Source organism: Actinoalloteichus sp. GBA129-24, assembly GCF_001941645.1.
Lineage (GTDB): Bacteria > Actinomycetota > Actinomycetes > Mycobacteriales > Pseudonocardiaceae > Actinoalloteichus_A > Actinoalloteichus_A fjordicus.
This window is the reverse complement of sequence record NZ_CP016077.1, coordinates 1,224,179-1,249,385: the sequence shown is the minus strand read 5'-3', so window position 1 is coordinate 1,249,385 and position 25,207 is coordinate 1,224,179. Positions and strand designations below refer to the sequence as shown.

Genomic DNA, 25,207 nt, shown 5'->3' with positions numbered 1-25,207 from the left:
CTCACAGGCAATGAACGCCGACCTTCACCCGAGAAAGCCGCCTCTCACGCTCTTCTGTCGGACCTTCCCCTGCCGGCCCTTGTGGTTGCGACCCAGACAACCAGCGGCGGACTGTTCCCATGCTCGCCGCACTCGCAGGCAGGGGTGCCATGCTGACCTTGAACGCTACGGAGCCCCGAGCGATCCAGGGTTCCGCACCCGCGCGCCACGCCCCTAGGCGAAGCTCGGCCGCGTCCGCCTGCCGCCGAGATCCAGTTGCAGGTCCTCCAGCTCCTCGCGATGCAGCGGCAGCGACGGGGCCAGCTCCTCCAGGGATCTCGGTGGATGGGAGGACAGGCGCGCCGCCGCCATGCGCAGCGCCATCGGGAAGCCGCGAGAACTGAGCGCGAGCCTGCCCGCCGCCGACGGCTCGGCCGCCACCCTGGCTCGGCCCACGAGCATGACGAGCAGTTCCCGGGACTCCTCCGGGCGCAGGGGGCCGACGAAGCTGCGGAACGCACCCTGCCGCGCCACCAAGTCGTCCAGGGCGTCGCGACTCGTGATGATCACTCGACAGTGGATGCCGCCCGGCAGCAGCGGCAACACCTGGTCGGCGTCGCTCGCACCGTCCAGGACGACGAGCAGCCTGCGGTGGGCGGTCATGGAACGGAAGAGCGCCGTCTTCTCGACCAGGTCGGCCGGGATGGCCCGGTCCGGCACGCCGAGGCCGCGTAGGAACCGGTCCAGCACGATGCTCGGCCGCAAGCTCGACGCCGGATCGCCGTCGCCCAGGTCGGCGAACAGCTGACCGTCGGGGAAGAGATCGAGAGCGCGATGCGCCCACCGCAGTGCCAGTGCCGTCTTGCCGACGCCCGAGGGCCCGGCGAGGATCACCGGCGAGGGCGAGGCCGTCTCGGCGCGCGGAGCAAGGGCGGCGTCCAACTCCCGCTCCGCCTCGACCCGGCCCGCGAAGGGCAGCGCCTGGGGCGGCAGTTGGGAGGGGACGACGAACTGTCGGTCCTGGCCGGGGGCGCTGACGGGCGACGGGGTCAGGTCGGCTGCGTCGCGCAGGATGCGCTCGTGCAGCTGTCGCAACTCGGGGCCGGGTTCGAGGCCGATCTGCTCGATGAGCTGACGTCGCGCGTCGTGATAGGTGCGCAGTGCCTCCGCCCGCCTGCCCGCCCGGTACTGGGCCAGCATCAGCTGCACGCGGGCCCGTTCCCGCAACGGATGCTCCGTGACCACCGGAGTCAGCTCCGCGATGACCTTCTGATGAGCACCCAGCTCCAGCTCCATCTCGACGCAGCTCTCCACCGCGTCGAGATGGGCCTCCTCCAGCCCGGCCGCCTCGCAGCGCATCCCGTGGACGCCCTCGAAGGCGACGCCGCGACGCAGGGACAACGCGTCGCGCAGGATCGAGACCGCCTGCTGCCTGCCGCCTGCGGAGGCCTCCCGGCGGGCTGCGGTCACCAGCGCCCGGAATCGGGCCCAGTCGATCGCGTCGGGATCGGCGTTGAGCGTGTAGCCGGGGTTGGCGGTGGTGATCACGTCGTCCCGGCTCGTGGCCCGACCGCCCGCCTGCTGGCCGAGGGCACGGCGAAGCCTGGACACGCAGGTGGCGATCTGAGCGCGGGCGCTCTTGGGCGGAGCGCCCGCCCACACGGCGTCGATGAGTCTGCCGACGCTGACGACCCGATTGGCCTCCAGCACGAGCATCGACAGCACCGCGCGCTCCCGCGCACCGTCGAAGCGCACCGCCTCGCCGTCGCGCAGGACGGTGAGCGGCCCCATGATCCGAAACTCGATCACGCCCGCCATCAGACCGTCCGTGCCAGGTACTTCTCGATCTCGTCCGCCGCCCGGGGCGCTCCGCCCGCCGCGCGGATCTGCTCGCGCATCTGCTGCGTGCTGCGTCGGATCGACTCGTCGGCCGCGACGTCGAGCACGGCCGTGATCAGCCGGTCGGCCGTGACGTCCTCGGGCTGCATGGTGCGGCCGAGGCTCAGCTCCGCCAGCCGGTTCGCGGTCACGCCGTCGATGGAGGAGGTCGGGACGACGACCATCGGGGTGCCTGCGTGCAGGGCCTCCATCACCGTGCCCATGCCGCCGTGGGTGACGGCGACCTCGGCGTGCTCGAGGACCGCGACGTGCGGGACCCAGCGGTGCACCTCGACGTTGGGCGGCAGCGGTCCCAGTTCCGCCGGGTCCATCCCGCCCGCCACGGTGATCACCGCATGCCAGGGCACCCCGGTGAAGGCTCGCACGCACTCGCGGAAGAAGTCGGCATGCTCGTTGAAGACGGCGCCGAAGGAGATCAGCACCACCGGCAGGCCGCTCGAGGGCGGGCTCCACTCGCCGAAGAAGGCCCGCTGCCCCAGGCAGGGGCCGACGAAGGCGAAGCGCTCGTCGAAGGTGTCGCCCTCGATCTGGAAGGACTGCGGAATGTTCACCACGCTGAAGTCGGGGACCTCCCACCACAGTTCCTGCGGCGAACCCTCGATCCCGTGGGTGTCCATCAGCGCGGCGATCCTGGCGAGCTGCTCGCCCACCCAGTCGGGCATGGACTGCTCGGCGCCGTCGGAGTTGTAGATCGAGTTGATGTAGGAGTAATTGCCGTTGGAGGCGAACATCGGGATGAGCTGTACGGCCGGGATGCTCCACTTCCTGGCGAGGATCCGGCCCGCGTAGAGCATGGAGATGTCGTAGGCGATGGCGTCCGGCCGGTCGTCGACCAGCCGGTCACCCGCCCGATCCAGCATCGCGGCGCTCTCGCTGAGCAGCAGCGTCATCAGGTAGAGCGGGTCGTAGGCGACGTCGGTGAAGTTGGCCTGCCGATAGCGGGAGTCGTAGACCAGTGCGGTGGCGCCCGCCTCCGTCACGAGGTCCACCATCGTCTCGCCTGTCAGATAGGTGACGCGGTGGCCTCTCTCGACCAGGGCGGTCACCACGGCGAGGTTCGGGAGCACGTGTCCGTGGTCCGGGTGGCTCATGAACAGGAAGTGCTGCCCCATCTCGATCACTCCGTTCTCCGGGCATCACGCTCCGGACCTCTGGTGCCCGCGACGACCGACATACGCGGCCTCGTCCTGGTGTCCGCACGACGCGCACCGGGCCGTCGCAGGCTTCGCAGCAGCCGACCGCCCGCACTGACCGATTTCTTCGGATGCCGAACCGCCTCGACGTCGACGAGTGTCACGCTAAATGACGAGATCCGACGGTGGACACCCCTAGATCAGATTCGAAGGACGCCGTTGGAGAAATCGAATGCCGAACCACCGGCGGCCATTGGTGACGGCGCTCACATCTCCTGATCAAGGGTGGCCCACCCGCAGCCACGGGACCGTCACCAGCTCAGATGTCCACCCTGGTCCCGACGAGCTCCCTGTTTCGAAGGGCGCGGACGCTATCCCGCCGACGCGGCCCACACAAGCGGAATCGACCAGGTCTGGGGCCGACCGCCGGCCGAGGACGGCTAGGGGTTGCTCGGGTTTTCCGGCGCCCATTATGTTCCCTGCGAATAACAGGAAAGGGGCCACCATGACGACTCGAGTGTGGGATTATCTACCGGAATACGAGAACGAGCGCGCCGAGATACTCGATGCCGTCGAGACGGTGTTCGGCTCCGGTCAACTGGTCCTCGGCGCCAGTGTGCGGGGCTTCGAGGCGGAGTTCGCCGCCTACCACGGCGTCGAACACTGCGTCAGCCTCGACAACGGGACCAACGCGGTCCGCCTCGCGCTCCAGGCATTGGGCGTCGGCCCCGGCGACGAGGTCATCACCGTGTCCAACACCGCGGCGCCGACCGTGGTCGCGATCGACGCCGTCGGCGCCGTTCCGGTCTTCGTCGACGTCCGACGCGACGACTTCCTCATGGACGTCGAGCAGGTGGCGGCGGCGATCACCCCGCGCACCCGGTGTCTGCTGCCCGTCCATCTCTACGGCCAGTGCGTCGACATGGCCCCGCTGGAGCGCATCGCCGCCGAGCACGGGCTGGTGATCCTGGAGGACTGCGCGCAGGCCCACGGCGCCCGCCACCACGGACGGCTCGCCGGGACCATGGGCAAGGCGGCCGCGTTCTCCTTCTATCCCACCAAGGTCCTCGGCGCCTACGGCGACGGCGGAGCGGCCGTCACCTCGGATGCGATCGTCGACCGCAATCTGCGGCGCGCTCGGTACTACGGCATGGACGACGTCTACTACGTCGTCGAGACCCCCGGCAGCAACAGCAGGCTGGACGAGGTGCACGCCGAGATCCTGCGCCGCAAGCTGCCCAGGCTGGACGACTACGTCGCCCGACGGCGGGCGGTGGCCGAGCGCTACGCCGAGGGCCTGGCCGACACCGACCTGGTGCTGCCCTCGGTGGCGGCGGGCAACGAGCACGTCTACTACGTCTACGTGGTCCGGCACCCGCGACGCGACGACATCATCGCGCGGCTGAAGGAACGCGACATCCACCTCAACATCAGCTACCCCTGGCCGGTGCACACCATGACCGGCTTCGCCCACCTCGGCTACGAGCGCGGCGCACTGCCGGTCACCGAGGAGCTGGCGGGCGAGATCTTCTCGCTGCCGATGTATCCCTCGCTGTCGCAGAAGGTGCAGGACGAGGTGATCAGTACGCTCCGCGAGGTCCTGGAGATGCTGTAGCCAGACTCCGCAGGCACACGACCAGGCTGCGTGCCTGCACGTTGAGATAGAAGCTGTGCCGCATCAACTCGGCGAGCTGGTGCAGGGTGAGCCACCGATAGTCACCCTGCGCCGGCAGGGCCTCGAGGTCGGTCTCCACCACGAGGTAGCGGTTGCGGGCGCCGAAGAAGCGTCCGCCTTCCTCGGAGAGGATCGTGTCGAACCTGATCCTCTCCGGTGCCGCGTCGAGGACCTCGTCGAGGAACGGCGGGCGGGCGGCGGCGGGCAGCACGTCGTAGTTCTGCGGCACGCACTGCACCGTGGGCGCCAGCTCCGTCACATCGGTGTATCCGGGTTCGGTGCGCGCGTGCATCAGCACGTGCAGCACCCCGTCGATCGGCTTCACCAGGAACGCGACCACCCCGGTGCCGATCTGCTCGATCATCGGCTGAGTCCAGCTCGCGATCTCCCGGCCGCCCGCGTCGACGCCGACCCCGATGACGTCGAAGAACCGGCCCGTCTCATGGAAGATCCTGGCACCGTCGTGCTGCCATCCGCGTAGCTCGGCCAGCGGACCCCGCTCGGCGTGCAGATCGGTGCGGATGCGCGTGTCGGTGATCCAGCTCAACACGTCACCGGTCGTGTGCAGGCCGCGCTCGGCCACCCGAGACCGCGCCAAGGCCGACTCGAAGTCGGTGCTCGCCCCGACGGCCGAGGTCAGGCAGGCCGTCTGCTCCGCCGGGGCGTTGTCCGAGACGACGACGTCGACGCCCGCGAACGGCAGGCAGGCCAGCACGGTCCTGGCGTCCATGTTCACCAGGTCGGGAACTCTGAGCAGCTCGTAGACCTGGCCGAGGGTCAGCCAGCAGAAGCCGTCCTCCAGGGTGAGGTCGTCGGCGGCAGCGCCGTTCTCAGGCACCTGGACGATCATGTTGCGATTGCGTTTGCGGTAGAACCACGAGCCCTGTTCCGACTGGCGGGTGTCGGCGATGACGTCGGCGGCGGCCGGGTTGCGGAAGTAGTCCAGGTAGGGGACCGAGCGTCCGCCGTGGACTCGCGTGTAGTTGCTCTTGGTCGCCTGCACGGTCGGCGACAGCTGGAGACCGTTGTGGTTGCCCGGTTCGTGCTTGGCCTGCATCAGGCAGTGCGGCACGCCGTCGAAGTCCTTGATCAGGATGCCGAGGATGCCCACCTCGGGCTGGTTGATGATCGGCTGCGACCACTGCGGCACCGGGCCGCTGGTGACCCGGACGTCCAGGCTCTCGACGCTGAAGAACTTCCCGCTGTGGTGCCGGATGATGCCCGTGGCCTCGTCCTGCGCCCACCCGGTCAGCTCGGCCAGCCCGAGCCGCTCCACCGTCATGTGCGTGCGGTCGGCCACCCCGGCGAACCATCGATGAAACTCCGTGACGTCCGCGAACTGGACTCCCCCGATGCTCAGCGGCTCGGCGATCCTCGCTCGCGCCGACGGACGAGAAGGGGCTGACATGAGGGCTCCTTAGCGGTTCGACAGCGGTGCGACGTCGATGCCACGACGTCGCAACGCGACCCGGAGGCAGGCGGCCCGGCGCGGGTCACGACGATCAGGGCGAACAGCGGACACGGTCGTCGACGCGACACCAGACGAGGACGAGGTGCCCACGCCCGCGCGCGGACGTCGCGACATCACGACACGCGATAGCCCTGCTGGATCTCCAGACACGCGGCGTGATCGGGCAGCAGGCCCTGTGCCCGGGCCTCGGCCAACGACAGGGCAGCGCGGTCCCGCTCGGACTGGATCACGGGCAGCCGCTCGGGCAGCTCCAGTCCGATCTCGGGATCGAACGGCGACAGGGCGAGTTCGTTGCCCGGCGAATAGTTCTCGGACAACAGATAGTGGATCAGCGTGTCGTCCTCCAGCGCCACGAAGGCGTGGCCCACGCCCGGTGGGAAGTACACGCCTCGGTAGTCCGTGGAGTTCAGCGCGACGGTGTCCCACCGACCGAAGGTCGGCGAGCCGAGCCGGAGATCGACGACGAAGTCCAGCGCGCTGCCCTGCGGACAGTGGACGTATTTCGCCGTGCCCGGCGGTGTCCTGGTGAAGTGGATGCCGCGCAGCACGCCCCGGCGGGACCGGCTCTGACTGACCTGCGCGATCGGGAACAGCGGATGACCGAGCGCCGCCACGAACGCGGGCTCCTGATAGTGCGAGACGAACTCGCCTCGTTCGTCGGGGAAGACGTCGGGACTGAACTCGAAGGCTCCCTCGACGGTGAGTTCCCGCGCCTTCATGCGACCGTCACCGAATCCGACGAGCCGGGCACGGATTCCTCCTTCGCAGGCACGGATTCCTCCTTTCGCGCGGGCAGGCCCGAGACTCGGGCCGTCCACCACGGCGACGGGCGGTCGGCGACGGCACGGCGCCGTCGAGCCACCGGCGAACGCCGGATGATCCTTCGCCCGGAAGTGTGCTCAGCCCCGGTGAGGCAGGTCAACGAACTAGGGGGCGCCCGGCGAGAAGTCTGGGGTGGGGTTGGCCGGGTGCCGGGCAGGCGGGTCGATAGGGGTCGGCGGTCTGCAGACGGAACACCTCACCACGATGCGGGCGCACTCGGCCTGCCACTCCGCAGTGGAGCACGACGTCCTCATCCGACGGGGCATCGGCGGCCCGCCGAGGACCAGGCTCGACCCGGCCGCCCGGCTCCGCGTCCGACTGTGCTGCCACCGCACCGAACTCGACGGCGATCCGCCGCCTGCGGTCGCTGCCGTCCTCAACGCGGTGATTCAGCGCGAGAGGATCAGGCGGCGGCCCGGCCGGTCATCCTCGCGGCGACGACCCGGCGAGACTGCGTATCGCCTCGACCAGCTCTCCGGCCCTCGGCGCCGCCGCTGCGTCGACCAGCCACTGCGACATGGCGCCGTTGATCAGGGTCAGGGCCAACGAGCCGGTCGTGCGGGCCTGCTCCTGCGTCACGACGTCTGGTGCCACCCCGAGCACCATGGCGGCCAGGTCACTGCGGACCTTGACGAAGGTCGCCGCCAGCTGCTCGCGCACGTCGGGGGCGAATTCGGCCTGGGCAAGGGCCTGAGTGCTCGCCACCATCATCGACCGCTGTTCAGGAGCGGTCGCCAGCAGGCCGGTCAGGAAAGCCTCGAGGCGGGACTCCGGCGTGGTGCCCGGCAGGAACGCGGCGGCGCCCTCGATGGAGCTGCCCCACTCGGTGAACGTCTCCATGACGGCCGCGTTGAGCAGCGCGTCCTTGGTGCCGAAGTGGTACCCGATGGAGGCGAGGTTCGCTCCGGTGACGGCGACGATGTCCCGCGCGGTCGTGTGGGCGTAGCCCTTCTCGATCAGGCACTGACGCGCCCCGGCCAACAGGTCGTCTCGCTGTCCCATGCGGGCATGGTACCGGCACGAGTCACACAAACGTCTCACACATGCGTTCTATACAAACGTCTTGTACGTTTGTATAGAACGTGCGTATGCTCGGCATACCGGTGATCACCCCGGCGACACCGAAGACCTGAGGGCGTCATCCGCGCCTTCGGTTGCCGGGCTTGCGCTGATCGCCGTGCGCCCAAAGCAGCAGGCCGACGAAAGGACCGCCCAGCCATGACCGATATCGACGTCCCCGTCCCGCCGACCCCTTCGGTAACGGTGGACTGGACCAACCCGACCTCCGTGTCGAAGACCGTGCTCACCACCCACATCTGGACCGCACCGCCGATGCGGCGCGACTCGCCGATTCATGATCGAGTCTTCGAAGCGCTTCGTGAGTTGCGAGCCGACTACGTGCGCTTCCTGCCCTGGTTCACGCATCCGACGCTCTCGGTGCCCGCGCTGGAGCCGCCCACCGAGGCGGGCACGTCGTGGAACTTCGGCAACCTCGACCCCTTCGTCGAGGACTTCGTCAAGGCGAGCGAAGGCCGCCCGGTCGTCGCGAACTTCGCGACCATCCCGGGCTGGATGCTCACCACTCCTCCCGAGTACTCCACCGACCCCGACACCATCCACTGGGAGTACGAGAACAGCAGCGGATTACGAGACGAGACGTTCACCGAGGTCGCGGACTACTTCTTCCGCGTCGCGAGCTGGTACATCGCTGGCGGATTCACCGACGAGAACGGGGTCCGCCACGAGTCCGGCCACCGCTATCGGTTCGCCTACTGGGAGGTGCTCTGCGAGCCCGACTGGAACCTTGGGATATCGCCGGAGACCTACACCCGCCTCTATGACGCCGTCGTAGAGCGGCTACGGCCGCTGGACCCGGAGATGCGGTTCGTCGGTCTGTCTTTGAGCCATGTGCACCACGACCCGGAGTACTTCTGGTACTTCCTGGACCCGGTGAACCACCGGTCCGGCATCCCGCTCGACGCCGTCTCCTACCACTTCTACGCCACGCCGCAGATCATCAATCCGTTCTCCCCCGAGGGCAACGCGGGCGAGGAGACCTGGAACAGCACGTTCTTCGCCCAGGTCGACGCCTTCCTCGATCAGGTCAGGTTCATCGACTCGATCCGAATCCGACTGTCCCCGAACACGAAGACATTCCTGAACGAGATCGGCACCTACCTCGCCGATCTGATGAACCCCGACCCGCAGATCCCGGACTGGTACTGGACGCTCAGCGGATCGGTGCACGCCTATCTCTGGGCCCGCTGCGTGGAGCTGGGCATCGACCTCGTCGGGGTCGCCGAGTTCATGGACTACCCGAGCATGATCCCCGGCGTGACGCTCGTCGACTGGGACACCGGCGAGCCCAATGCCCGTTACCAGGTCACGAAACTGCTTCTGGACCACTTCGGGCCCGGTGACACGCACGTCGAGGCGAGGGCGGGCTACCCGCAGTTCGTCGACGCACGATTGTTCGTGCAGGCCGTCCACACCACGGAGGGCGAACGCAAGATCTTGATCATCAACAAGGGTGCCGCCGAGGTGGCCCTGGACCTCGACGAGGCGAGCGGGACGCTGTCCTTCGTGGACGTCACCACGGGATCGAGGCCGCCGGTGTCCCGGCCGGTGCAGGCGGGCCGACTCACCGTCGGCCCGCACGCGACTGCGGTGTTCACCCTCGCCGCCGAGTGAGCCGAGGCGGGCCCTGGGGGTGCCCGCCTCGCCACGTCGGCAGGGATGCCGGAGCCCGGAACAGGACGTATCCGCTGTTCCAGGGCTCCGGCGACCCGCCTCGTCTCGGTGATCAGTCACCGGACGGCAGCGAGTTCTCCTTGTCATCGTTCTGCGGCTTGTGCCTGCCTGCCTGGTCGGTGACCGCAGCGCCGATGTCGCCGACGTCCTCCCGGACCCGGCTGCCGTAGGGGTTGGGGGCACCCTCGGGGGTGTGGTTGCCCACCCGCCAGTTGAGGTCGTTCTCCAAGACCTCCCGCGCGTGCGCAGGGTTGTTCGCAGGCGTGCTGTAGCCGCCCTCGCCTCGGGTCGACGCCGACAGGGCGTCGGTCCGGCCCGCCATGCCGCCCTGCGCTCCGCCGACGCTGCCGGTGATCGCACCGCCGACGATGTTGCGGGGGTCCCACTGGCCCTGCGTCACGCCCTGGCCGACGAAGTCGACGGCACCGCCGACCGCGCCGCCCGCAGCCCCGGACGCCGCACCCTGCAACGCCGCCCCGCCGAAGCTCCGGCTGGCGCCCGAGGGGATGAAGCCGCTGACGGCGCCGCCCGCGGTCTGGCCGATGCCCGCGACGACACCGTTGACGACGTGGTTGCCGAAGTTGCTGTTGTCGAACGTGGAGCGGTCGCCCCTGGCCATCTGGAAGGCCTGGATGCCGTAGTCGGTGACCAGGTTGGTGGCCACGCTGAGCAGGATGTTCTGCAACAGCTTGATCAGGATCTGTCGGATGGTGAACTGCGTGGCGAGCTGGGCGACCGGAATGCCTGCCGAGGCGGTGCCGAAACTCGCCGCAGCCGCCGCGAGCAGCGCGATGATCTGAATCGCCAACGCGGCCAGCGCGACGTAGATGCTGATCTTGGCGTGCTCGACCTCCAACGCCATCTCGTCGCAGCCGGTGGACAGCTGCTCGGACAGCTCGGTGAGCTGCCCGAGGTGCTCCGCGAACTCGTCCCAGTAGGCCTGGAACTGTTCGGCGGTATCCCCCTGCATCGTCCCGACGGCGGCCGAAGCAGCCGAACCGGCGGTCTCCAGCACCGAGGCGACGTCGGTGCCCGCCGTGGACCAGGCCGCGCCCAGCTCGCGGAGCTTGTCCTCGTCGCTCTCCGGCCAGTCCGCGCCGAGCGCGACCGAGGCCACCCACTGCAACGACTCGGGTAGTTCCATTCCCATGACTTGCTCCTGAGATCAGTCAGTAGCCCAGGCCCTCAGCCTGTCGGCTGAATGCCTGTTCGGCGGCGAGGTCGTCGGCATCCCACTGCTCGGCCGAGGCGTCGAGATTCACCTTGATGTCGTCGAGTCCCTCGGCGAACGTAGTGAAGGCGTTGGTGCCCTCCGTCGCCGCAGGCACGTAGGCCTCACCGAAGGCCGTTCCCGACTCGTCGCCGCCCCACGCGCCCGTGGCGGCGGACATGCTCGCCTCCAGCCGCTCCAACGCGTCGCGGAGCTGGTCCGCAGCCGAGGAGAACTGCGGAGACGCCGATCGCAGCGCCGTCGTATCCGCTCGGTATCCGTCACTCACCAGTTCCCCCTCTGAAAGATGGAGCCGCCGCCGTCGTCGTCATCGGGCTCGTCGTCCGCAGGCCGCCGTCGCGGTGCCGACCGGGGCGGTTCGCCGGGCGGCTGCGGCCGACCGGGGGCGGGCCCGTGGCCGGGCGGCGGAGCGGGCTGGCCGAAGGGCCCGGGCGGCGGAGCGTGCGGCGGGCTGTGGTGCGGCGGGCTGTGCGGCGCGAATCCCGGCGGCGGCGCCGCGTTCGGCGGCCCCGGAGTCCGAAAGCCACCAGGCGGCGGCCCCGACCGGTCCGTCGGTGCCGGGGCGCCCTGGCCGGGCTGTTCCTCGGGAGGCTGCAGTGGTCGAGTCGCCGTCTCGAACAGGCTGCGCAGCGACGGCATGCCCTCGACCACGTCGCCCAGGTCCACCACCGGTGCCTGCGCGAGACTGCCAAATGCGCCGCTGACCTGGGCCTGGGCTCCGGCCTTGGCGGCGGCGAAGGTGTCCGAGATGGAGCGGGCGAGCCGCTCAGGAGTGCTGCGGGCGAAGGCGGTCGGCGCGAGTCGCAGCTCCGCCATCCCGCCCGTCGCGTCGACCGTGATGCTGACGAGCCCGTCCGGCGAGGTCGCGGCCCCGCGCGCCGCCGAGGCCTGCTCCTGCGCGGCCTGCAACTGTTCGGTCTGACTGGCGAGCTGCTCGGTCAGGACGGCGGCCTGTTCCTTGAGCGTCGCCATCCGTCCTTCCAGCTCGGCTCGTCGCTCCGACGGACTAGACATGCACACCACCATGAGAATCGTCGACGGACGTCCGAGCACACCGGAACGACGTCCGCTTCGCCTTGCCGGACCGCACCGAGGACGACGGTCGACAACGTCGACGACGGCGCGCCGACTCTGAGGATCTCCACCGCGTGGTTCCGGCGGCAGGTCAGGCCTGCATACCGGGCTCAAGGCTAATCCGCCGACGCACCGAAGAATGCGGGCCGACCGACCGTCATTCGCCCGAACGCGTCACACCTCGGCGCCTCGCCGGAACCACGACGAGGAACGAGAGATCGGCCGAGCAGACACTCGAGGAGTCGACGACCGCCGCACTCGCGGGCGGCCATGTAGTGCTGTTCGAGGGGGGTGGATCGATGCGCGGCGATCGGATGGGTCAGACCGGAATCCGTCCCGGGAGACATCCGGGGGCCGCGAGGAGGAGATCACCGTTTCGACATCGCAGCACCGCTCGCGCTGAGTACGCTGACCCGTCGCCATCCGGTGTCGATTCTTGGAGGGACAGTGACGCAGCAGGCGGCCTCCGGCCGATTGATCGGCGGGCGGTTTCGGCTGGTCGCCGATCTCGGTTCCGGCGGGTTCGGCCGGGTGTGGCAGGCGCGCGACGAGGTCTTGCACACGGATGTGGCGATCAAGGAGCTGCGGCTCCCTCGAGAGGTCACCGCCGCCGAACACACCGAACGTGCGGCCCGGGCCGCACGCGAGGCTCGCAACGCCGCCCGATTACGCGACCACCCCAACATCGTCGCCGTGCACGATGTCGTCCTCGAAGACGACATCCCGTGGATCGTCATGCGACTGGTCGACGGCAGCTCGTTGGAGGAACATCTCGTCCGGCATGGGCCGCTGTCGGTGGAGGACACCGCGAACGTCGCGACTGCGCTGCTTCGGGCGCTGCGGGCGGCCCATCAGGCGGGCATCGTGCACCGCGACGTCAAACCGGGCAACGTGATGATCACGACCGAGGGCGAGGTCCTGCTCGCCGACTTCGGGATCTCGGTCCACCACACCGACACGGCGTTGACGGCTACCGGAGCATTCCTCGGCTCCTCGGAGTACCTGGCCCCGGAACGGTGGCACGGCAAGGAGGCGACGGCGGCCAGCGATCTGTTCTCGCTCGGGGTGACGCTGTACCAGGCCGTCGAGGGCATCTCCCCCTTTCGCCGCGACACACCGGCCGCCACGCTGACGGCCGTCCTGTTCGGCGAGATTCCGCCGCCCCGGCTGGCAGGCAGGCTCACGCCGCTGCTGACTCGGCTGATGAGCAAGGAGCCCGACGAACGACCGTCGATCGCCGAGGCGCTGGCCGTCGTCGACCCGTCTTCCGCCGACGGGCGGCCCGGCGAGTCCGGCGCCGCGCCGAGGACCGCTCGTCACACCCGAGTCCTCACGAAGGTGGAGCAAGCGGCGCGGAAGAAGGAGGCCGCCGAGGAGCAGCCCGCAGCGGCCGAACGGCCTGCGGCAGCAGACGGGCGGCCCGCTGCCGAACAGCCCTCGACAGGCACGCCTGCCGACCAGGGGCACTCGGGGCGGTCGACGCCGCGCGTGGCGAAGCAGCAGCGATGGCAGGGCACGGGCTACGTCGTGCTCATGACGTTCGTCGTCCTCGCAGGCGCCTACAGCCTCCTCGTCCGCTACCCGGAGGTCTTCATCTATGCCTGGGACTTCATCTCGAACACGGCTGTGGCCGACAGTCAGCGTGCAGGGTTCCTGCTCATGATCCCCATCGTGTGGATCTGTTATCGCACCGCTCGATTCGGCTCCCGCATCGCCGAGACCGTGCCGGAGGGAGGCGGGGCGACGGTGACCACCATCGTCCGCATCATCGGCTTCGCCGCAGGGGGCACCGCCGCGTTCTGCGCGATCTCCGGCGCGGCGTTCCTGATCGGCATCGCCTTCTCGGCCCTCGCCTATCTCGTGATCGTCCTCATCGCGGCAGGCTGGGAACGGGAGGCGAAGCACTCACGCTGACCGTCCTTCCTGGCGCTCGGCCCGTGCCCGGTGCGGGCGGTGTCCGACTCCCGCACGTCCGCCCACATCGACAGCCCCGGACTGCGGCGCCGCCGGATTCTTCGGTAGTTCGGCAGGCAGGGCTCCCCTGCGACCCCTGCCGGCCGGAGCCTTTCGGCTCCCGCCTACAGGTGACGCGGCAGGCCAGCGCCCGGCCGCCATCACCATGCGACGACGGGCAGGCCCGTCAGCACAGCGCCGCCAGCTCGGTTCCGGGGGACGCCAGGAGATCACCCGCGCGGCAGGAGCGCGGATCGCGCCCGTCGTCATCGGACGAAGTGCGGCCCCGCCTTGGTCATCCTGAGTGGAACCTCCCGCGCTCCCCGACCGCGATCACGACAGGTGTTCGATGATCCGATTCGCGGCATCGGTGGCCATCCGGCGCATCGCCTCGGCCGTCTGCGCTCCGACGTGCGGCGTGATGATCACCGTCGGCTCCTGCCGCAACGGGTGATCCGCCGGAAGCGGCTCGACCACCGTGACATCGAGGCCCGCACCCGCCAGATGGCCCCGTCGCAGCGCGGTGAGCAGCGCCGCCTCGTCGAGGGTGCCGCCCCGCGAGGTATTGAGCACCACGCCGCCCTTCGGCATGGCCAGCAGCTCGTCGAGGCCGATCAGCGAGCGGGTCTCGGGGGTGAGCGGCACGTGCAGGCTCACCGCATCGGAGGCGGCGAGCAGCTCCGCCAGCGTCGCGGGCTCGGCACCGTCCGCCGCGATGTCCTCCGCCGAGCGCATCGGGTCGAAGGCGAGCACCCGCATCCCGAACCCGTGGCGGGCGATGTGCGCGACGCTCGCCGCGATACGCCCGAAGCCGATCAGGCCCAGCGTCGAGCCTGCCAGCTCGCGCCCCTGGATCGAGGCTCGGACGTCGCCCTCGCCTCGGACGGCGATCCCGATGCCCCGCCGTACGGCGAGCAGCAGCGCGATGGTGTGCTCGGCGACGGATCGGGTGTTGGCGGTCGGCGTGGTGGTGACCGTGATCCCCCGCTGCCCGGCCGTCACGAGGTCCACCGTGTCGAGGCCGACGCCGTGGCGGGCGACGATGCTCAACGCGGGCGCTCGGCGCATCATCTCGCCGTCGACACGCGCCGTGCGGAGCAGGATTCCGACGACGCGGTCCGCGATCTCCTCGAACGTCGTCGCCTCCTCGCCGTAACCGAGGCGGACGTCGGCGTGCTCCCGCAGCAGTACCAGCGCGTCATCGTGGACGGGCCGGGGAATCCAGACGATCGGCGACTCAGCCACGGGGCACGAGTCCCTGGTTCGCGGTGCGTCGCTGCGCCTCGCCCTCGATCAGCTCCCGCGCGATCCGCACGACGTCGGCACGCTGCTCTGCGGGCACGATCGCGACACCGTCGTCGTCGCCGACCACCCAGTCGCCGGGTCGGACCGGCACGCCGCCGACGGCGATGGTCCCGCCGATCCGGTACGGCCCGGTCTTCCAGGGTCCGGCCGGGGTGACCGCCCGCGCGAAGACCGGCACGCCCAACTCGGCAAGTTCGGTCACGTCGCGGGCCGCGCCGTCCAGGACGATGCCCCCGATCTCCAGCGCCCGCGCCTTCTGCACCACCAGTTCGCCGATCAGCGCCCGTGTCTCGTCGCCGCCGCCGTTGACGATCAGGATCTCGCCGCGCCGGATGGTCTCGAACGCGGCGTGCAGACCCTTGTTGTCGCCGGGGCGGGTCCACACGGTGAAGGCGGGTCCGGACAGCGCCGCGCCGGGCCACAACGGCCGGATGCCGTGGGCGACCCCGAACCGTTCCATGGCGTCGGACAGGGTGGCGACCGGCAGGTCGGCCGGGGACGGATAGCCGTTGATCGAGTTCACGATCCTCCTTCTCGTCGTGCGGTGACGGCGGCGTCGGCGCAGATCAGGACGGGCGCGCGAGGCCTGCCTCGGCCGGGCCGTCACCTCGTCAGTGCAGGGCGGGCGGCAGTCCGGTGCGGGCGATGTCCTCGGCGCAGGCGCGGACCGCGGCCACGAAACCGGGGATCTTGTCCTCGGTGAACCGGATGGTGGGTCCGCCGAGGGCGAGCACCGCCCGTCGGGCGGGTGCGTCGGCGCCTGCGGCCGGATCGGCGGGAATCGGCACCGCGAGTCCGGTGTTGCCCGGCTCGCGCCGCCCGTGCGAGATGCTCCAGCCGTTCGCGAGGGCCGACTCGACGCCGCGCCGGATGGTGTCGGCATCGCTCTGCGACTCCGGTGACCGGGCCGTCCGCTCGATCAGCTCGTCACGCTCGGCAGGCGGCTCGAGGCCAAACAGGACCAGGGCTGCGGAGCCGCCCCACATCGGCAGTTCGTCGCCCGTCTGCACGACGTGACGCAGCATGTTCGGACTGGGTGCCTGGCCGACCACCACTCTGTGCAGGCCCCGGCGCACGTAGAGGCTCACCGTCTCGCCGGTCGCGGCGGCCAGCTCCCGCATCCGCACGAGGCTCGCCGCAGGCAGCGTCCACGCGGCATCGGCGAAGGCGGCCAGGCCGATCATGCGGGTGCCCACCCTGACCTGCCCGTCGGCACCGAACTCCAGCATGCCCTCGGCCTGCAGGGTCTCGACCAGCCGCAGCACGGTGGTCCTCGGCAGGCCGGTCTCACGGACGATCTCGGCGACGCCGAGCGACATCCGGTCGACCGAGAACGCCCCCAGCACCCGAAACGCCCGGCTGACGGCGCGAATGCCGCCGCCGTCGCCCTCCGGAGCGTCGGCTCCACCGGACCTCATCCCCAGCCCCTCCTCGTCGAGACGCGACATGGTTGCACGCAACCAACGGTGACTATACCATCAGGCGGTCATAAGTGTCCGCCAGGTGGACATCGTGTGTTCAACCCAGGTCACAAGGGAGTGATCATGCCGAGCAGACGCCAGGCTCTCTCGGTCCTCGGGGTGGTCAGCACCCTCGTGCTGACCGGATTCGCCGCCGTCGACGCGAGCCAGTCGACCTCCGGGGCGACGCCGAGGTCGAACCTCCGGGTCATGGCACCCGCAGCTCCCGGCGGCGGTTGGGACCTCGCCTCCCGCGAGTTCCAACAGGCCCTGCGCGGCGGCGCCGTCGTCAACAACGTCCAGGTCATCAACGTGCCGGGCGCGGGAGGGACCATCGGTCTCTCGCAGTTCGTCGAAATCGGCGCCGACCCGACGCAGCTGATGATGACCGGCACCGTGATGGAAGGTGCCATCAACGTCAACGGGTCCTCGGTCGACCTGCTGGACACCACGCCGATCGCCCGCCTCGCCGAGGACTACGAGGTGATCGTCGTCCCGGCCGACTCGCCGTACGAGACTCTCGAAGACTTCCTCGAGGTATGGCGCGAGAACCCGCAAGGTCACGCGGTCGGCGGCGGCGGACTCGGCGGCACCGACCACCTGTTGACCGGGCTCGTCGCCCGCGAGGCGGACGTCGACCCCGAGCAGGTCAATTACGTGGCCTACGCGGGCGGCGGCGAGGTGCTCACCGCCCTGCTGTCGCGGACCGTCGAGATCGGGGTCAGCGGCTACAACGACTTCCGCGACCAGATCGAGGCGGGCAACGTCCGGGCGCTCGCCGTGTCGGCGGAGGAGCCGGTCGAGGGGATCGACACCCCGACCTTCATCGAACAGGGCATCGACGTCGCTCTCCCCAACTGGCGCGGCCTGGTCGCCCCGCCCGGCATCACCGACGAACAGCGTCGGGAGCTCATCGCGGTCGTCGACGAGGCCGTCCAGACCCAGGAGTGGGCCGACGCGCTGGACCGGAACAAGTGGGAGGACAGCTTCCTCTCCGGTGAGGACTTCACCGAGTTCATCCGCGAGGACCAGGCCAGGGTCGATGCGATCATCGAGGAGCTGGGACTGTGAATCGGACCGCCGCAGACTTCCTGCGCCGCCGCACCGGGCTGATCATCCCGCTGCTGCTGCTGATCATCGGCATCGTGCTCGGCGTCGGTACGGTCACCATGGACGTGCCGGCCAACACCGCATCGCCGGGTCCGCAGCTGTTCCCGGTGATCATCGCGATCGCCTGCGTGGTGTTCGCCGTCCTGCTCACGATCGACGTCCTGCGCCGTCCCGAACCCGCGCAGGTCTCCGAGCCGACGCAGGCCGCCGACGTCCCGCCGGTCGCGCACGCCGTGCACGCCGACGATGACGCCGCCGTGGACACGGCGGACGAGGAGCCGACTCGGGTGCGGAGCAACCACCGCGCCCTGGCCGGTGCCGTCGCGACCGTCGTCGTCTTCATCATCCTGCTGAACCCGCTGGGCTGGCTGCTCTCGGGCGCGCTGCTGTTCTGGGGCATCGCCCGGGCGCTGGGCAGCCGCCGCGTGGTGTTCGACATCTTCCTCTCGCTGGCGATCTCCTCGATCGTCCAGCTCGCCTTCTCCGCAGGCCTCGGCCTCAATCTGCCCCCCGGCATCCTGGCGGGAGTTCTCTGATGGAGTCACTGGTCAATCTCGGTGAGGGCTTCCTCACCGTGCTCACCCCGATGAACATGCTCTGGGTGTTCATCGGCGCCGTCCTCGGCACCGCCGTCGGCGTGCTGCCCGGTCTCGGCTCGGCGATGGCGGTGGCGCTGCTGCTGCCGGTCACGTTCTCGCTGGACCCGATCGGCGCGTTCATCATGTTCTCGGGCGTGCTCTTCGGTGGTCTCTTCGGCGACTCGATCGCGGGCATCCTGATGAACACGCCCGGCAACAGCACGGCGATCGCCGGGTCGATCGAGGGCCATCGGATGGCCAAGAGCGGACGTGCCTCCCAGGCCCTGGCGACCTCGGCGATCGGCGCGTTCATCGGCGGCATCGTCGCCTCGATCCTGGTGGTCTTCTTCGCGCCGGGGCTCGCCCAGCTGGCCACGCTGTTCGGCCCGGCCGAGTATCTCGCCTTGGCGATCTTCGCCTTCGTCGCGATCTCGGCCGTCGTCAGCGAGTCGGTGATCCGAGGACTCGCCGCGCTCGTCATCGGCCTGGCCATCTCCGTGGTCGGCATCGACGGCGCATCCGGAGCGGCCCGGTTCACCGGCGGGCTGCCCGAGCTGTTCGACGGCATCGACATCGTCGTGATCACCGTCGGCCTGCTCGCGCTCGGCGAGGTGTTCAACGTCGCCGCCCGCCGGGGCACCAAGGAGGACACCCGGCTGCTCCCCTCCACCGGCAGGCTCTGGCTGTCGCGGCGGGAGTTCCGGCTGGCACTGCCCGCCTGGTTCCGGGGCACGGCGATCGGCGTGCCGTTCGGCATCATCCCGGTCGGCGGCTCCGAGGTGCCGACCTTCCTCTCCTACGGCGCCGAACGGAAGCTGGACTCCCGGCGGCAGAAGCCGATGTTCGGCAAGGGCGCGATCCAGGGCGTCGCCGGTCCCGAGGCCGCCGGGAACGCGACGGCGGGCACCGCGATGGGCGCGCTGCTCGCCCTGGGCCTGCCGACGTCGGCGACCGCGGCGATCCTGCTGGCGGCGTTCCGTCAGTACGGTCTTCAGCCGGGACCGCTGCTGTTCGAGCGGGCCAGCGAGCTGGTCTGGGCGCTGCTGGCCAGCTTCTTCATCGGCATGGTCGTGCTGCTCATCCTCAACCTGCCCTTCGCACCCCTGTGGGCCAAGCTGTTGAAGGTGCCCCGCCACTACCTCTACGCCGGGATCACGGTGTTCGCGATGCTGGGCGTGTACGCCACCAGCAGCAAGGTCTTGGACCTCGTGCTGGTCCTGGCCATCGGCCTGTTGGGCTTCGCGATGCGCCGGTACGGGCTGCCCGTCGCGCCCGTGCTCATCGCCGTGATCCTCGGACCGCTCGCCGAGACCGAGTACCGGCGAGCGATGGCCGTGAGCGAGGGCGACCCGGCGGCGCTGGTCTCCAGCCCGATCTCGATCACCCTGTACAGCCTGCTCGCGCTCGTCGTCGTCGGCCTGCTCATCCAGCGTGTTCGGCGACGTCGTCAAGAGAAAGCACTGGTATGAACGACGATTCGTCCGGGACTCCGCCCGAGGCCGGGTCCGGCCCGCTCGCCGGAGTCCGGGTCCTCGACCTGACCAACGTCCTCGCCGGGCCGTACGCCTGCTACCAGCTGGCGCTGCTCGGCGCGGACGTGGTCAAGGTCGAGATCCCCGAGGGCGGTGATCTCGCCCGCAGGCTGGGCGCCTCGGCGGAGCTGAACCGGCAGGAGCTCGGCGCCTCGTTCCTGGCCCAGAACGCGCAGAAGCGCTCGATCACGCTCAATCTCAAGTCGGAGTCCGGCCGGGAGGTGCTGCGCAGACTCGTCGCGAACGCGGACGTGCTGTGCGAGAACTTCCGGCCGGGCGTGCTCGACCGGCTCGGCTTCGGCTGGTCCGAGCTGAAGCGGATCAATCCGCGCCTGGTCTACTGCGCCATCTCCGGCTTCGGTCAGACGGGCCCGTTGCGCGCCAAGCCCGCCTACGACCAGATCATCCAGGGCGTCTCGGGGATGATGAGCGTGACCGGCACCGCCGACACCGCCCCGCTGCGGGCGGGCTATCCCATCGCCGACACCCTGGGCGGCCTGGCGGCGGCCTTCGCGATCTCCTCCGCGCTGCTCGGCCGCGCACGCACCGGCACCGGCTGCATGATCGACGTCTCCATGCTGGAGACCGCCGTCACCGCCATGGGCTGGGTCGCCTCCAATCACCTGATCGCCGATCAGCAGGCCCGCCCGCTCGGCAACGACAACGGCACGGCGGCGCCCTCCGGCACCTTCCGCACCGCCGACGGCGAACTCAACATCGCCGCCAACAAGCAGCAGCAGTTCGAACTGCTCTGTCGGATCATCGGTCGTCCCGAACTGGCGACCGATCCGCGCTTCGCCGAACGCGAGGCGCGCAAGACGCATCGGGCCGCCCTGACCGCCGAACTCGAGGCGGCCCTCACCACCCGCTCCGCCGCGCACTGGGAGGAGGCACTCAGCACGGCGGGCGTGCCCGCAGCCGCCGTGCTGACCGTGCCGGAGATGCTGGAGAGTCCGCAGATCCGCGCCCGCGAGCTGGTCCACGAGCTGCCGTTTCCCGGCGAGGCAGGAGCGGGCCCGCTGCGGGTCCTCGGGCACGGCATCCACCTCGACGGCAGCCCGAGCAGGCCCGTGCTGCCCCCGCCGACGCTCGGCCAGCACACCGAGGACATCCTCGTCGAGCTCGGCTACGCCCCCGACGAGATCGCCCGGCTGCACCAGGAGGACGCCGTATGACCGAGGTCCCCGGCATCGCCGACACCACCGCGTGGTGGTCGACCGCCGTCACCCGCATCGCCCCGGGCGAGATCGAGCTGCGCGGCTACCCGATCGAACAGCTCATCGGCAGGCTCGACTTCGTGAGCACCATCTGGCTGCTGACGAAGGGAGCGCTGCCGACCGAGACGCAGTCGCGGCTGCTCCAGGCGGCGCTGGTCGCCAGCGTGGACCACGGCCCGCAGGCTCCCTCGATCGCGAGCGCGCGGATGGCCGTGACCTGCGGAGTCGGGATCAACTCGGCCATCGCCAACGGCGTCAACGTGCTCGGCGACACCCACGGCGGTGCGGGTCAGCAGTGCGTCGCCGTGCTGCACGGCATCGCCGCCACCGTGGCGGAGACGGGACGCGACGTCGACGAGGTCGCGGCCGAGGTCGTCGCGGAGCACCGAGCGAGGAAGGCGTACGTCCCCGGTTTCGGCCATCGCTTCCACCCGCGCGACCCGCGCCGCGACGTACTGCTCGGACTCGTCGAGGAGGCAGTCACCGCCGGACAGCTCAGCGGCGAGTACCTACGGGCCGGGGTCGCGATCGAGAGTGCCCTGGCGACCGGAACACGCAGACCACCGATGAACATCGACGGCGTCACCGCCATCGTCTACGCCGAACTCGGCGTCGAACCCGAACTGGCGCGAGGATTCTTCGTACTGGCCCGCTCCGTCGGCATCCTGGCCCACGCCTGGGAAGAGACCGGCACGGGCCGCCGGGTCAAGGGCCCACTGCCGCCCCCACTGCTCGCCGACTACACAGGCGAGCCGACACGCGAATACCCGGAGGGCTGAGCGGACCGACGCCCGGAGTCGGTGCGGCGGCGCGGTGTGTCCGCGCGGTCGCAGGCTTGCGGCGGAGGGCGTGGCGGTGCCGTGGCGGCGGCCCCGCCACGTGGCGAACGGCGTCGTCAGCTTCGCCGGGCAGGCGGCGGTGTGGTGTCAGCCGAGCCAACCCTGTTCGGCGACGATGACGAAGAGGCTTGGCCGCCGCAAGCCGTTCGACATGACACCGCTGTTCGCACGGGACGGGAGAGTGGTGGAGCCGGTCTCCCGCTCGGCGTGTCGTGCGCGCGGGCTCAGCGACCCGCATATCTCGGTGGTCGGGGAGCATCCCATCCTGCGTACGCACGTCGAGACCTGGGCCGCAGTCCACCGGCAGACCTGTAGCCCGCATCTGTCACTGGACCTCATCCGACGCGCACGAACCGACCTCACATGACTGCCGGCCGGACGATCGACGTCGGCGACAACTTCTTCGACCTCGGCGGCGACTCGGTCAGCGCGAACCGGGTGGCGGCCATCTGATCGATCACGTCGTCCCACACGACCCCCGGCGCGAGCCGCGAGGAGATCGGCCGCGACCAGAGCTGCGTCGTCGTCGAGATCCGCGACATCAAGGACCGCGACGGCGGCACGCTCTCACCGAGTGTGTTCACCGCGCTGGTGACGAGGGCACGGCGATTCTGGCAAAGGGCCGTGTCGAAAGTCCGATGTATATGGTCAGGCCTGTAGGTGAAGCGTCCATCCGGAGGTGTTCTGGCCGACGCCGGGGGCGAGGCGGGGCGGTGTAGGTCTCGGGGGCGGGGCGGCTGGCGGTCTCCAGAGGCCGGTGCTGCGGCCGGTCACCTACACGCTGGATCGCAGCGCGAGCCGCAACTCCCGGGCCCCAGAGGTGTGGGGGTGACGCCGGACGAGGTCGAGACCGATATGGCGAATCGCCGGGCGGCCGGTCAATTCGGTGGGGGCCTCGTGGTAGGCGGCCAGCAGCGCGGCGGCGGTCTGCTCGGGACGGCCGTGCATCCACCAAGCGCGGGCCAGGTCGGTGTGCAGGCGGCTCCGGCGCTCCGCAGTGGCGAAATGCTCGGGCCTCAGCCCGCGAGCGGCGTCCAACGCCTGGCTGGAGTCCCCGGCGGCCCGGTGTACCCCGATCTTGTAGAGCTGGACTTGGGCCGGGGTGACCGCGTTGCCGCCAACGATGACCGGACGGTCGAGCCCGCACACGGCATCCTCGGCCGCGCCGATCAGGTCGACGGCTTGATCCTGGTCGCCGTTGGTGGCCGCGGAATATGCTGCGGTGCACAAGATCTGGGTGAGGACGGCGCGCTCCGCGGGAACGGTCAACCCGGTGGCCTGCACAGCACCGATCGCGCCGAGCGTGACCCGTTGAGCTATGCGGGGCCGACCCTCGTGACGCAGCACCACGCCGATCGCGCGTGCCGACAAGGCTAGCGCGAGCGGAGAGTCTGCGCGGCGGGCGTGGTTCATGGCGCGGTCGGCGGTCAGGCGGCTGACCTGGTGCTGCCCGAGCTTGGTCAAGGTGTGGGTCGCGAGGTTGTAGCAGGCCGCGACCGTTGCTTGGGAGCGTGAATCCTGGTGGACGTCGGCCAGCTCGTGCGCGGCGGCCAGCAGGCCCGGCAGTCCCGCGACCAGAGCGGTGTACTGCGCCCGGTCGAACAGGGCCTGACTGACGGCCATGCTGGCGGTCACAGTGGACTCGGTGACCTGGCCGCGCGCAGCGGGCAGGGCGACCAGGGCATCATCGAGGCGGGCCAGCACGGCGTACGGGACGGCCAGACCGGCGGCGGCGGTCAAGAACTGTCTGCGCTGCACGTGCCCACCGCTTCCATCGATGTGCTGTTGATCGTCGACAGTAGCGAGTCCCAGCCGCGACGGCGCGATGCCATACCGGGACGCGACCGCGCGCAGCTCCTCGATGTCCAGCCGCCGCAGGTTGTGCTCGATGCGGGAGAGCGTCGAGCTGGAGAACCCGATCAGTCGGCCCGCCTGTTCCAGCGTAAGCCGTAGGCGCAGGCGCTCGGCACGCAGGACGTCCCCCACGGTGTCATCGGCCACGACACGATCATCACCCCCGCGCCGCTACTACGGGAGCCCCGTTCGGGTCAAGAGCGTGCCCACGATCGGTGCGGGCGCACCCACACTCCGCAATCACGATCGTCGGCACCGGTCGCCGACCGTCTACTAGACACCAGCACATAAAGGAGAGCCACTGTGGACCTGACCGAGACCGTCGCCGCCGAGGTCGAGCGGCGCCTCGACGTCCGACTGGACCGCTCGACGAGCGCGACCGGGGCGTGGGCGGAGTCCGCCGGGCATCGCACCGACCGCGGCACCTGGGTGCGGGTGACCTCGCGCGGAACCGGCTGGATCCAGCCCCAATCCTGGGTCGGCGCGGAGGCCGCCTCCGTTATCTCTGGTGTGCCGAAGCCCGGCTGGGTGCAGTCCGCGACCTGGCGCGATCCGGATGGCACCACGGTGTGGCGTGCCGAGGAGATGGAACTGGTCGGCGAGTCGGTGATCGCCACCGGCGGTGCCACCCTCGCCGCCGACCCTGGACTACCAGACGCCTGGTGGGCGGAGCTGCGCGCCGCGCTGACCGCGCTGGGCGGGTTCACCACGTTCCGCGTGTCGGGCCGTCAGGAGCTGATCACCCGGCGCATCAGCCAGGTACTCGGCGAGGACGTCCACCAGATCGACACCACGGTCACCGACTGGACCACCTCTCACGGTGACCTGCACTGGGGCAACCTCACCGGACCCCGCCTGGTGATTCTCGATTGGACGGATTGGGGACTGGCCCCGCGTGGCAACGACGCCGCCTGTCTCTGGGCCACCGCGCTCGCCGTCCCGGCGGTCGCCGACCGAGTCCTCGCTGAATTCGCTGCGGATCTCGATACTCGCTCCGGCCGGATCGCCCGTCTCTGGGTGACCTGCAATCTGCTGCGCCTGGCCGCCACGCGCGCCGACGCGCACCCCTTGGCCGAGCCAGCCCGCAAGGCCGCAGGCGAGCTCATCATCGACCTGTCCTGACCCCGACACCAGGGAAGGGGGTGAACCCCGTGGAGATCACCGTCGAGAACCTGATCAGCGTCACCGGCCGCACCGCACTCAGCGGCGACGGCGCCACCGGAGACAGCGGCGAGAACAAGGACGGCTGACCAGACCCGTCCCGCACCCCAGGTCGGGGCGGGCTGCCCAAGCGGCGCCCGCCCCGACCGCTCCCAGCCCGACA

22 protein-coding genes are annotated in these 25,207 nt (G+C 70.1%); 10 read left to right on the top strand and 12 right to left on the bottom strand.

All coding sequences use genetic code 11. From position 1 onward, the window contains the following. Window positions 1-213: 213 nt before the first annotated feature. Both UA75_RS05725 and UA75_RS05720 read right to left on the bottom strand, forming a co-directional pair. Window positions 214-1,797 carry an AfsR/SARP family transcriptional regulator gene (locus UA75_RS05725; RefSeq protein WP_075739364.1) on the bottom strand — a complete coding sequence of 528 codons (1,584 nt, stop codon included), beginning with the start codon at window positions 1,795-1,797 and terminating at the stop codon, window positions 214-216. After that, window positions 1,797-2,990, bottom strand: a complete 1,194-nt coding sequence (locus tag UA75_RS05720) for a macrolide family glycosyltransferase (RefSeq protein ID WP_075743454.1) — start codon at window positions 2,988-2,990, stop codon at window positions 1,797-1,799. Before UA75_RS05720 ends, UA75_RS05725 begins: the two co-directional genes overlap by 1 nt. A gap of 526 nt (window positions 2,991-3,516) precedes the next feature. Between UA75_RS05720 and UA75_RS05715 the strand changes: the two genes are divergently transcribed. Continuing rightward, on the top strand, window positions 3,517-4,626 hold the full coding sequence (locus UA75_RS05715; RefSeq protein ID WP_075739363.1) for a DegT/DnrJ/EryC1/StrS family aminotransferase: 1,110 nt from the start codon (window positions 3,517-3,519) through the stop codon (window positions 4,624-4,626). Here the strand turns inward: UA75_RS05715 and UA75_RS05710 are convergent. The 3 genes from UA75_RS05710 to UA75_RS05700 all read right to left on the bottom strand — a co-directional run bounded on the left by UA75_RS05710 (window position 4,592) and on the right by UA75_RS05700 (window position 7,981). After that, on the bottom strand, window positions 4,592-6,094 hold the full coding sequence (locus UA75_RS05710; protein WP_075739362.1) for an NDP-hexose 2,3-dehydratase family protein: 1,503 nt from the start codon (window positions 6,092-6,094) through the stop codon (window positions 4,592-4,594). The two genes, UA75_RS05715 and UA75_RS05710, sit on opposite strands and share 35 nt — an antisense overlap. Before the next feature lie 176 nt (window positions 6,095-6,270). Beyond that, window positions 6,271-6,876: a dTDP-4-dehydrorhamnose 3,5-epimerase family protein gene (locus tag UA75_RS05705; protein WP_075739361.1), complete on the bottom strand. Its 606-nt coding sequence runs from the start codon at window positions 6,874-6,876 to the stop codon at window positions 6,271-6,273. Window positions 6,877-7,402: 526 nt separating this feature from the next. Further along, window positions 7,403-7,981: a TetR/AcrR family transcriptional regulator gene (locus UA75_RS05700; RefSeq protein ID WP_075739360.1), complete on the bottom strand. Its 579-nt coding sequence runs from the start codon at window positions 7,979-7,981 to the stop codon at window positions 7,403-7,405. 216 nt (window positions 7,982-8,197) lie between these two features. Here UA75_RS05700 and UA75_RS05695 point away from each other — a divergent pair, with 216 nt between their 5' ends. Next, window positions 8,198-9,670 carry a hypothetical protein gene (locus UA75_RS05695; protein ID WP_157434011.1) on the top strand — a complete coding sequence of 491 codons (1,473 nt, stop codon included), beginning with the start codon at window positions 8,198-8,200 and terminating at the stop codon, window positions 9,668-9,670. Between the two features lie 112 nt (window positions 9,671-9,782). On the opposite strand, the gene UA75_RS05690 is transcribed toward UA75_RS05695, so the two are convergent. From UA75_RS05690 to UA75_RS05680, 3 genes are read right to left on the bottom strand one after another with little or no spacing between them, the layout of a single operon-like run. Then, entirely contained in the window at window positions 9,783-10,880 is a 1,098-nt protein-coding gene (locus UA75_RS05690) for a WXG100 family type VII secretion target (protein ID WP_157434010.1), read from the bottom strand. Window positions 10,881-10,899: 19 nt separating this feature from the next. Further along, window positions 10,900-11,229, bottom strand: coding sequence for a WXG100 family type VII secretion target (locus tag UA75_RS05685; RefSeq protein WP_075739358.1), 330 nt, complete (start codon window positions 11,227-11,229; stop codon window positions 10,900-10,902). Further along, on the bottom strand, window positions 11,226-11,975 hold the full coding sequence (locus tag UA75_RS05680) for a YbaB/EbfC family nucleoid-associated protein (RefSeq protein ID WP_198044228.1): 750 nt from the start codon (window positions 11,973-11,975) through the stop codon (window positions 11,226-11,228). Before UA75_RS05680 ends, UA75_RS05685 begins: the two co-directional genes overlap by 4 nt. 507 nt (window positions 11,976-12,482) lie before the next feature. On the opposite strand from UA75_RS05680, the gene UA75_RS05670 reads away from it, so the two are divergent. Next, on the top strand, window positions 12,483-13,949 hold the full coding sequence (locus UA75_RS05670) for a serine/threonine-protein kinase (protein ID WP_075739355.1): 1,467 nt from the start codon (window positions 12,483-12,485) through the stop codon (window positions 13,947-13,949). A 372-nt stretch (window positions 13,950-14,321) separates the two neighbouring features. On the opposite strand, the gene UA75_RS05665 is transcribed toward UA75_RS05670, so the two are convergent. The 3 genes from UA75_RS05665 to UA75_RS05655 all read right to left on the bottom strand — a co-directional run bounded on the left by UA75_RS05665 (window position 14,322) and on the right by UA75_RS05655 (window position 16,741). Continuing rightward, window positions 14,322-15,233 (bottom strand): NAD(P)-dependent oxidoreductase, encoded by a 912-nt coding sequence (locus UA75_RS05665; protein ID WP_232237642.1) that lies wholly within the window; start codon window positions 15,231-15,233, stop codon window positions 14,322-14,324. Beyond that, window positions 15,226-15,816, bottom strand: coding sequence for an RraA family protein (locus tag UA75_RS05660; RefSeq protein WP_232237641.1), 591 nt, complete (start codon window positions 15,814-15,816; stop codon window positions 15,226-15,228). Before UA75_RS05660 ends, UA75_RS05665 begins: the two co-directional genes overlap by 8 nt. An 88-nt stretch (window positions 15,817-15,904) precedes the next feature. Further along, window positions 15,905-16,741 (bottom strand): IclR family transcriptional regulator, encoded by an 837-nt coding sequence (locus tag UA75_RS05655; protein ID WP_232251167.1) that lies wholly within the window; start codon window positions 16,739-16,741, stop codon window positions 15,905-15,907. A gap of 96 nt (window positions 16,742-16,837) precedes the next feature. Between UA75_RS05655 and UA75_RS05650 the strand changes: the two genes are divergently transcribed. The 6 genes from UA75_RS05650 (at window position 16,838) to UA75_RS32570 (ending at window position 22,482) form a co-directional block, all read left to right on the top strand. Further along, complete coding sequence (locus tag UA75_RS05650) at window positions 16,838-17,824, top strand: Bug family tripartite tricarboxylate transporter substrate binding protein (protein ID WP_075743450.1); 987 nt, start codon at window positions 16,838-16,840, stop codon at window positions 17,822-17,824. Continuing rightward, complete coding sequence (locus UA75_RS05645) at window positions 17,821-18,399, top strand: tripartite tricarboxylate transporter TctB family protein (RefSeq protein ID WP_075739353.1); 579 nt, start codon at window positions 17,821-17,823, stop codon at window positions 18,397-18,399. Before UA75_RS05650 ends, UA75_RS05645 begins: the two co-directional genes overlap by 4 nt. Continuing rightward, the gene (locus UA75_RS05640; RefSeq protein WP_075739352.1) at window positions 18,399-19,910 is read left to right on the top strand and encodes a tripartite tricarboxylate transporter permease; all 1,512 of its coding nucleotides are present in this window, start codon (window positions 18,399-18,401) and stop codon (window positions 19,908-19,910) included. Before UA75_RS05645 ends, UA75_RS05640 begins: the two co-directional genes overlap by 1 nt. Then, on the top strand, window positions 19,907-21,148 hold the full coding sequence (locus UA75_RS05635) for a CaiB/BaiF CoA transferase family protein (protein ID WP_075739351.1): 1,242 nt from the start codon (window positions 19,907-19,909) through the stop codon (window positions 21,146-21,148). Before UA75_RS05640 ends, UA75_RS05635 begins: the two co-directional genes overlap by 4 nt. Beyond that, entirely contained in the window at window positions 21,145-21,969 is an 825-nt protein-coding gene (locus UA75_RS05630) for a citryl-CoA lyase (RefSeq protein ID WP_075739350.1), read from the top strand. The genes UA75_RS05635 and UA75_RS05630 overlap by 4 nt, the downstream gene beginning before the upstream one ends. Before the next feature lie 423 nt (window positions 21,970-22,392). After that, a complete protein-coding gene (locus tag UA75_RS32570; RefSeq protein ID WP_157434009.1) occupies window positions 22,393-22,482 on the top strand; it encodes a phosphopantetheine-binding protein in 90 nt (29 codons plus the stop codon). 321 nt (window positions 22,483-22,803) lie between these two features. Here UA75_RS32570 and UA75_RS05615 read toward each other — a convergent pair whose 3' ends face one another. Beyond that, on the bottom strand, window positions 22,804-24,030 hold the full coding sequence (locus UA75_RS05615) for a helix-turn-helix domain-containing protein (protein WP_075739347.1): 1,227 nt from the start codon (window positions 24,028-24,030) through the stop codon (window positions 22,804-22,806). A gap of 156 nt (window positions 24,031-24,186) precedes the next feature. On the opposite strand from UA75_RS05615, the gene UA75_RS05610 reads away from it, so the two are divergent. Further along, window positions 24,187-25,005, top strand: coding sequence for a hypothetical protein (locus tag UA75_RS05610; protein WP_075739346.1), 819 nt, complete (start codon window positions 24,187-24,189; stop codon window positions 25,003-25,005). The last annotated feature ends 202 nt before the right edge of the window (window positions 25,006-25,207 follow it).

Coding starts and splice junctions, on each gene's coding strand:
- UA75_RS05725 (WP_075739364.1), bottom strand. CDS start 1,797: ATGGCGGGCGTGATCGAGTTTCGGATCATGGGGCCGCTCACCGTCCTG.
- UA75_RS05720 (WP_075743454.1), bottom strand. CDS start 2,990: ATGGGGCAGCACTTCCTGTTCATGAGCCACCCGGACCACGGACACGTG.
- UA75_RS05715 (WP_075739363.1), top strand. CDS start 3,517: ATGACGACTCGAGTGTGGGATTATCTACCGGAATACGAGAACGAGCGC.
- UA75_RS05710 (WP_075739362.1), bottom strand. CDS start 6,094: ATGTCAGCCCCTTCTCGTCCGTCGGCGCGAGCGAGGATCGCCGAGCCG.
- UA75_RS05705 (WP_075739361.1), bottom strand. CDS start 6,876: ATGAAGGCGCGGGAACTCACCGTCGAGGGAGCCTTCGAGTTCAGTCCC.
- UA75_RS05700 (WP_075739360.1), bottom strand. CDS start 7,981: ATGGGACAGCGAGACGACCTGTTGGCCGGGGCGCGTCAGTGCCTGATC.
- UA75_RS05695 (WP_157434011.1), top strand. CDS start 8,198: ATGACCGATATCGACGTCCCCGTCCCGCCGACCCCTTCGGTAACGGTG.
- UA75_RS05690 (WP_157434010.1), bottom strand. CDS start 10,880: ATGGGAATGGAACTACCCGAGTCGTTGCAGTGGGTGGCCTCGGTCGCG.
- UA75_RS05680 (WP_198044228.1), bottom strand. CDS start 11,975: ATGTCTAGTCCGTCGGAGCGACGAGCCGAGCTGGAAGGACGGATGGCG.
- UA75_RS05655 (WP_232251167.1), bottom strand. CDS start 16,741: ATGTCGCGTCTCGACGAGGAGGGGCTGGGGATGAGGTCCGGTGGAGCC.
- UA75_RS05650 (WP_075743450.1), top strand. CDS start 16,838: ATGCCGAGCAGACGCCAGGCTCTCTCGGTCCTCGGGGTGGTCAGCACC.
- UA75_RS05640 (WP_075739352.1), top strand. CDS start 18,399: ATGGAGTCACTGGTCAATCTCGGTGAGGGCTTCCTCACCGTGCTCACC.
- UA75_RS05635 (WP_075739351.1), top strand. CDS start 19,907: ATGAACGACGATTCGTCCGGGACTCCGCCCGAGGCCGGGTCCGGCCCG.
- UA75_RS05630 (WP_075739350.1), top strand. CDS start 21,145: ATGACCGAGGTCCCCGGCATCGCCGACACCACCGCGTGGTGGTCGACC.
- UA75_RS32570 (WP_157434009.1), top strand. CDS start 22,393: ATGACTGCCGGCCGGACGATCGACGTCGGCGACAACTTCTTCGACCTC.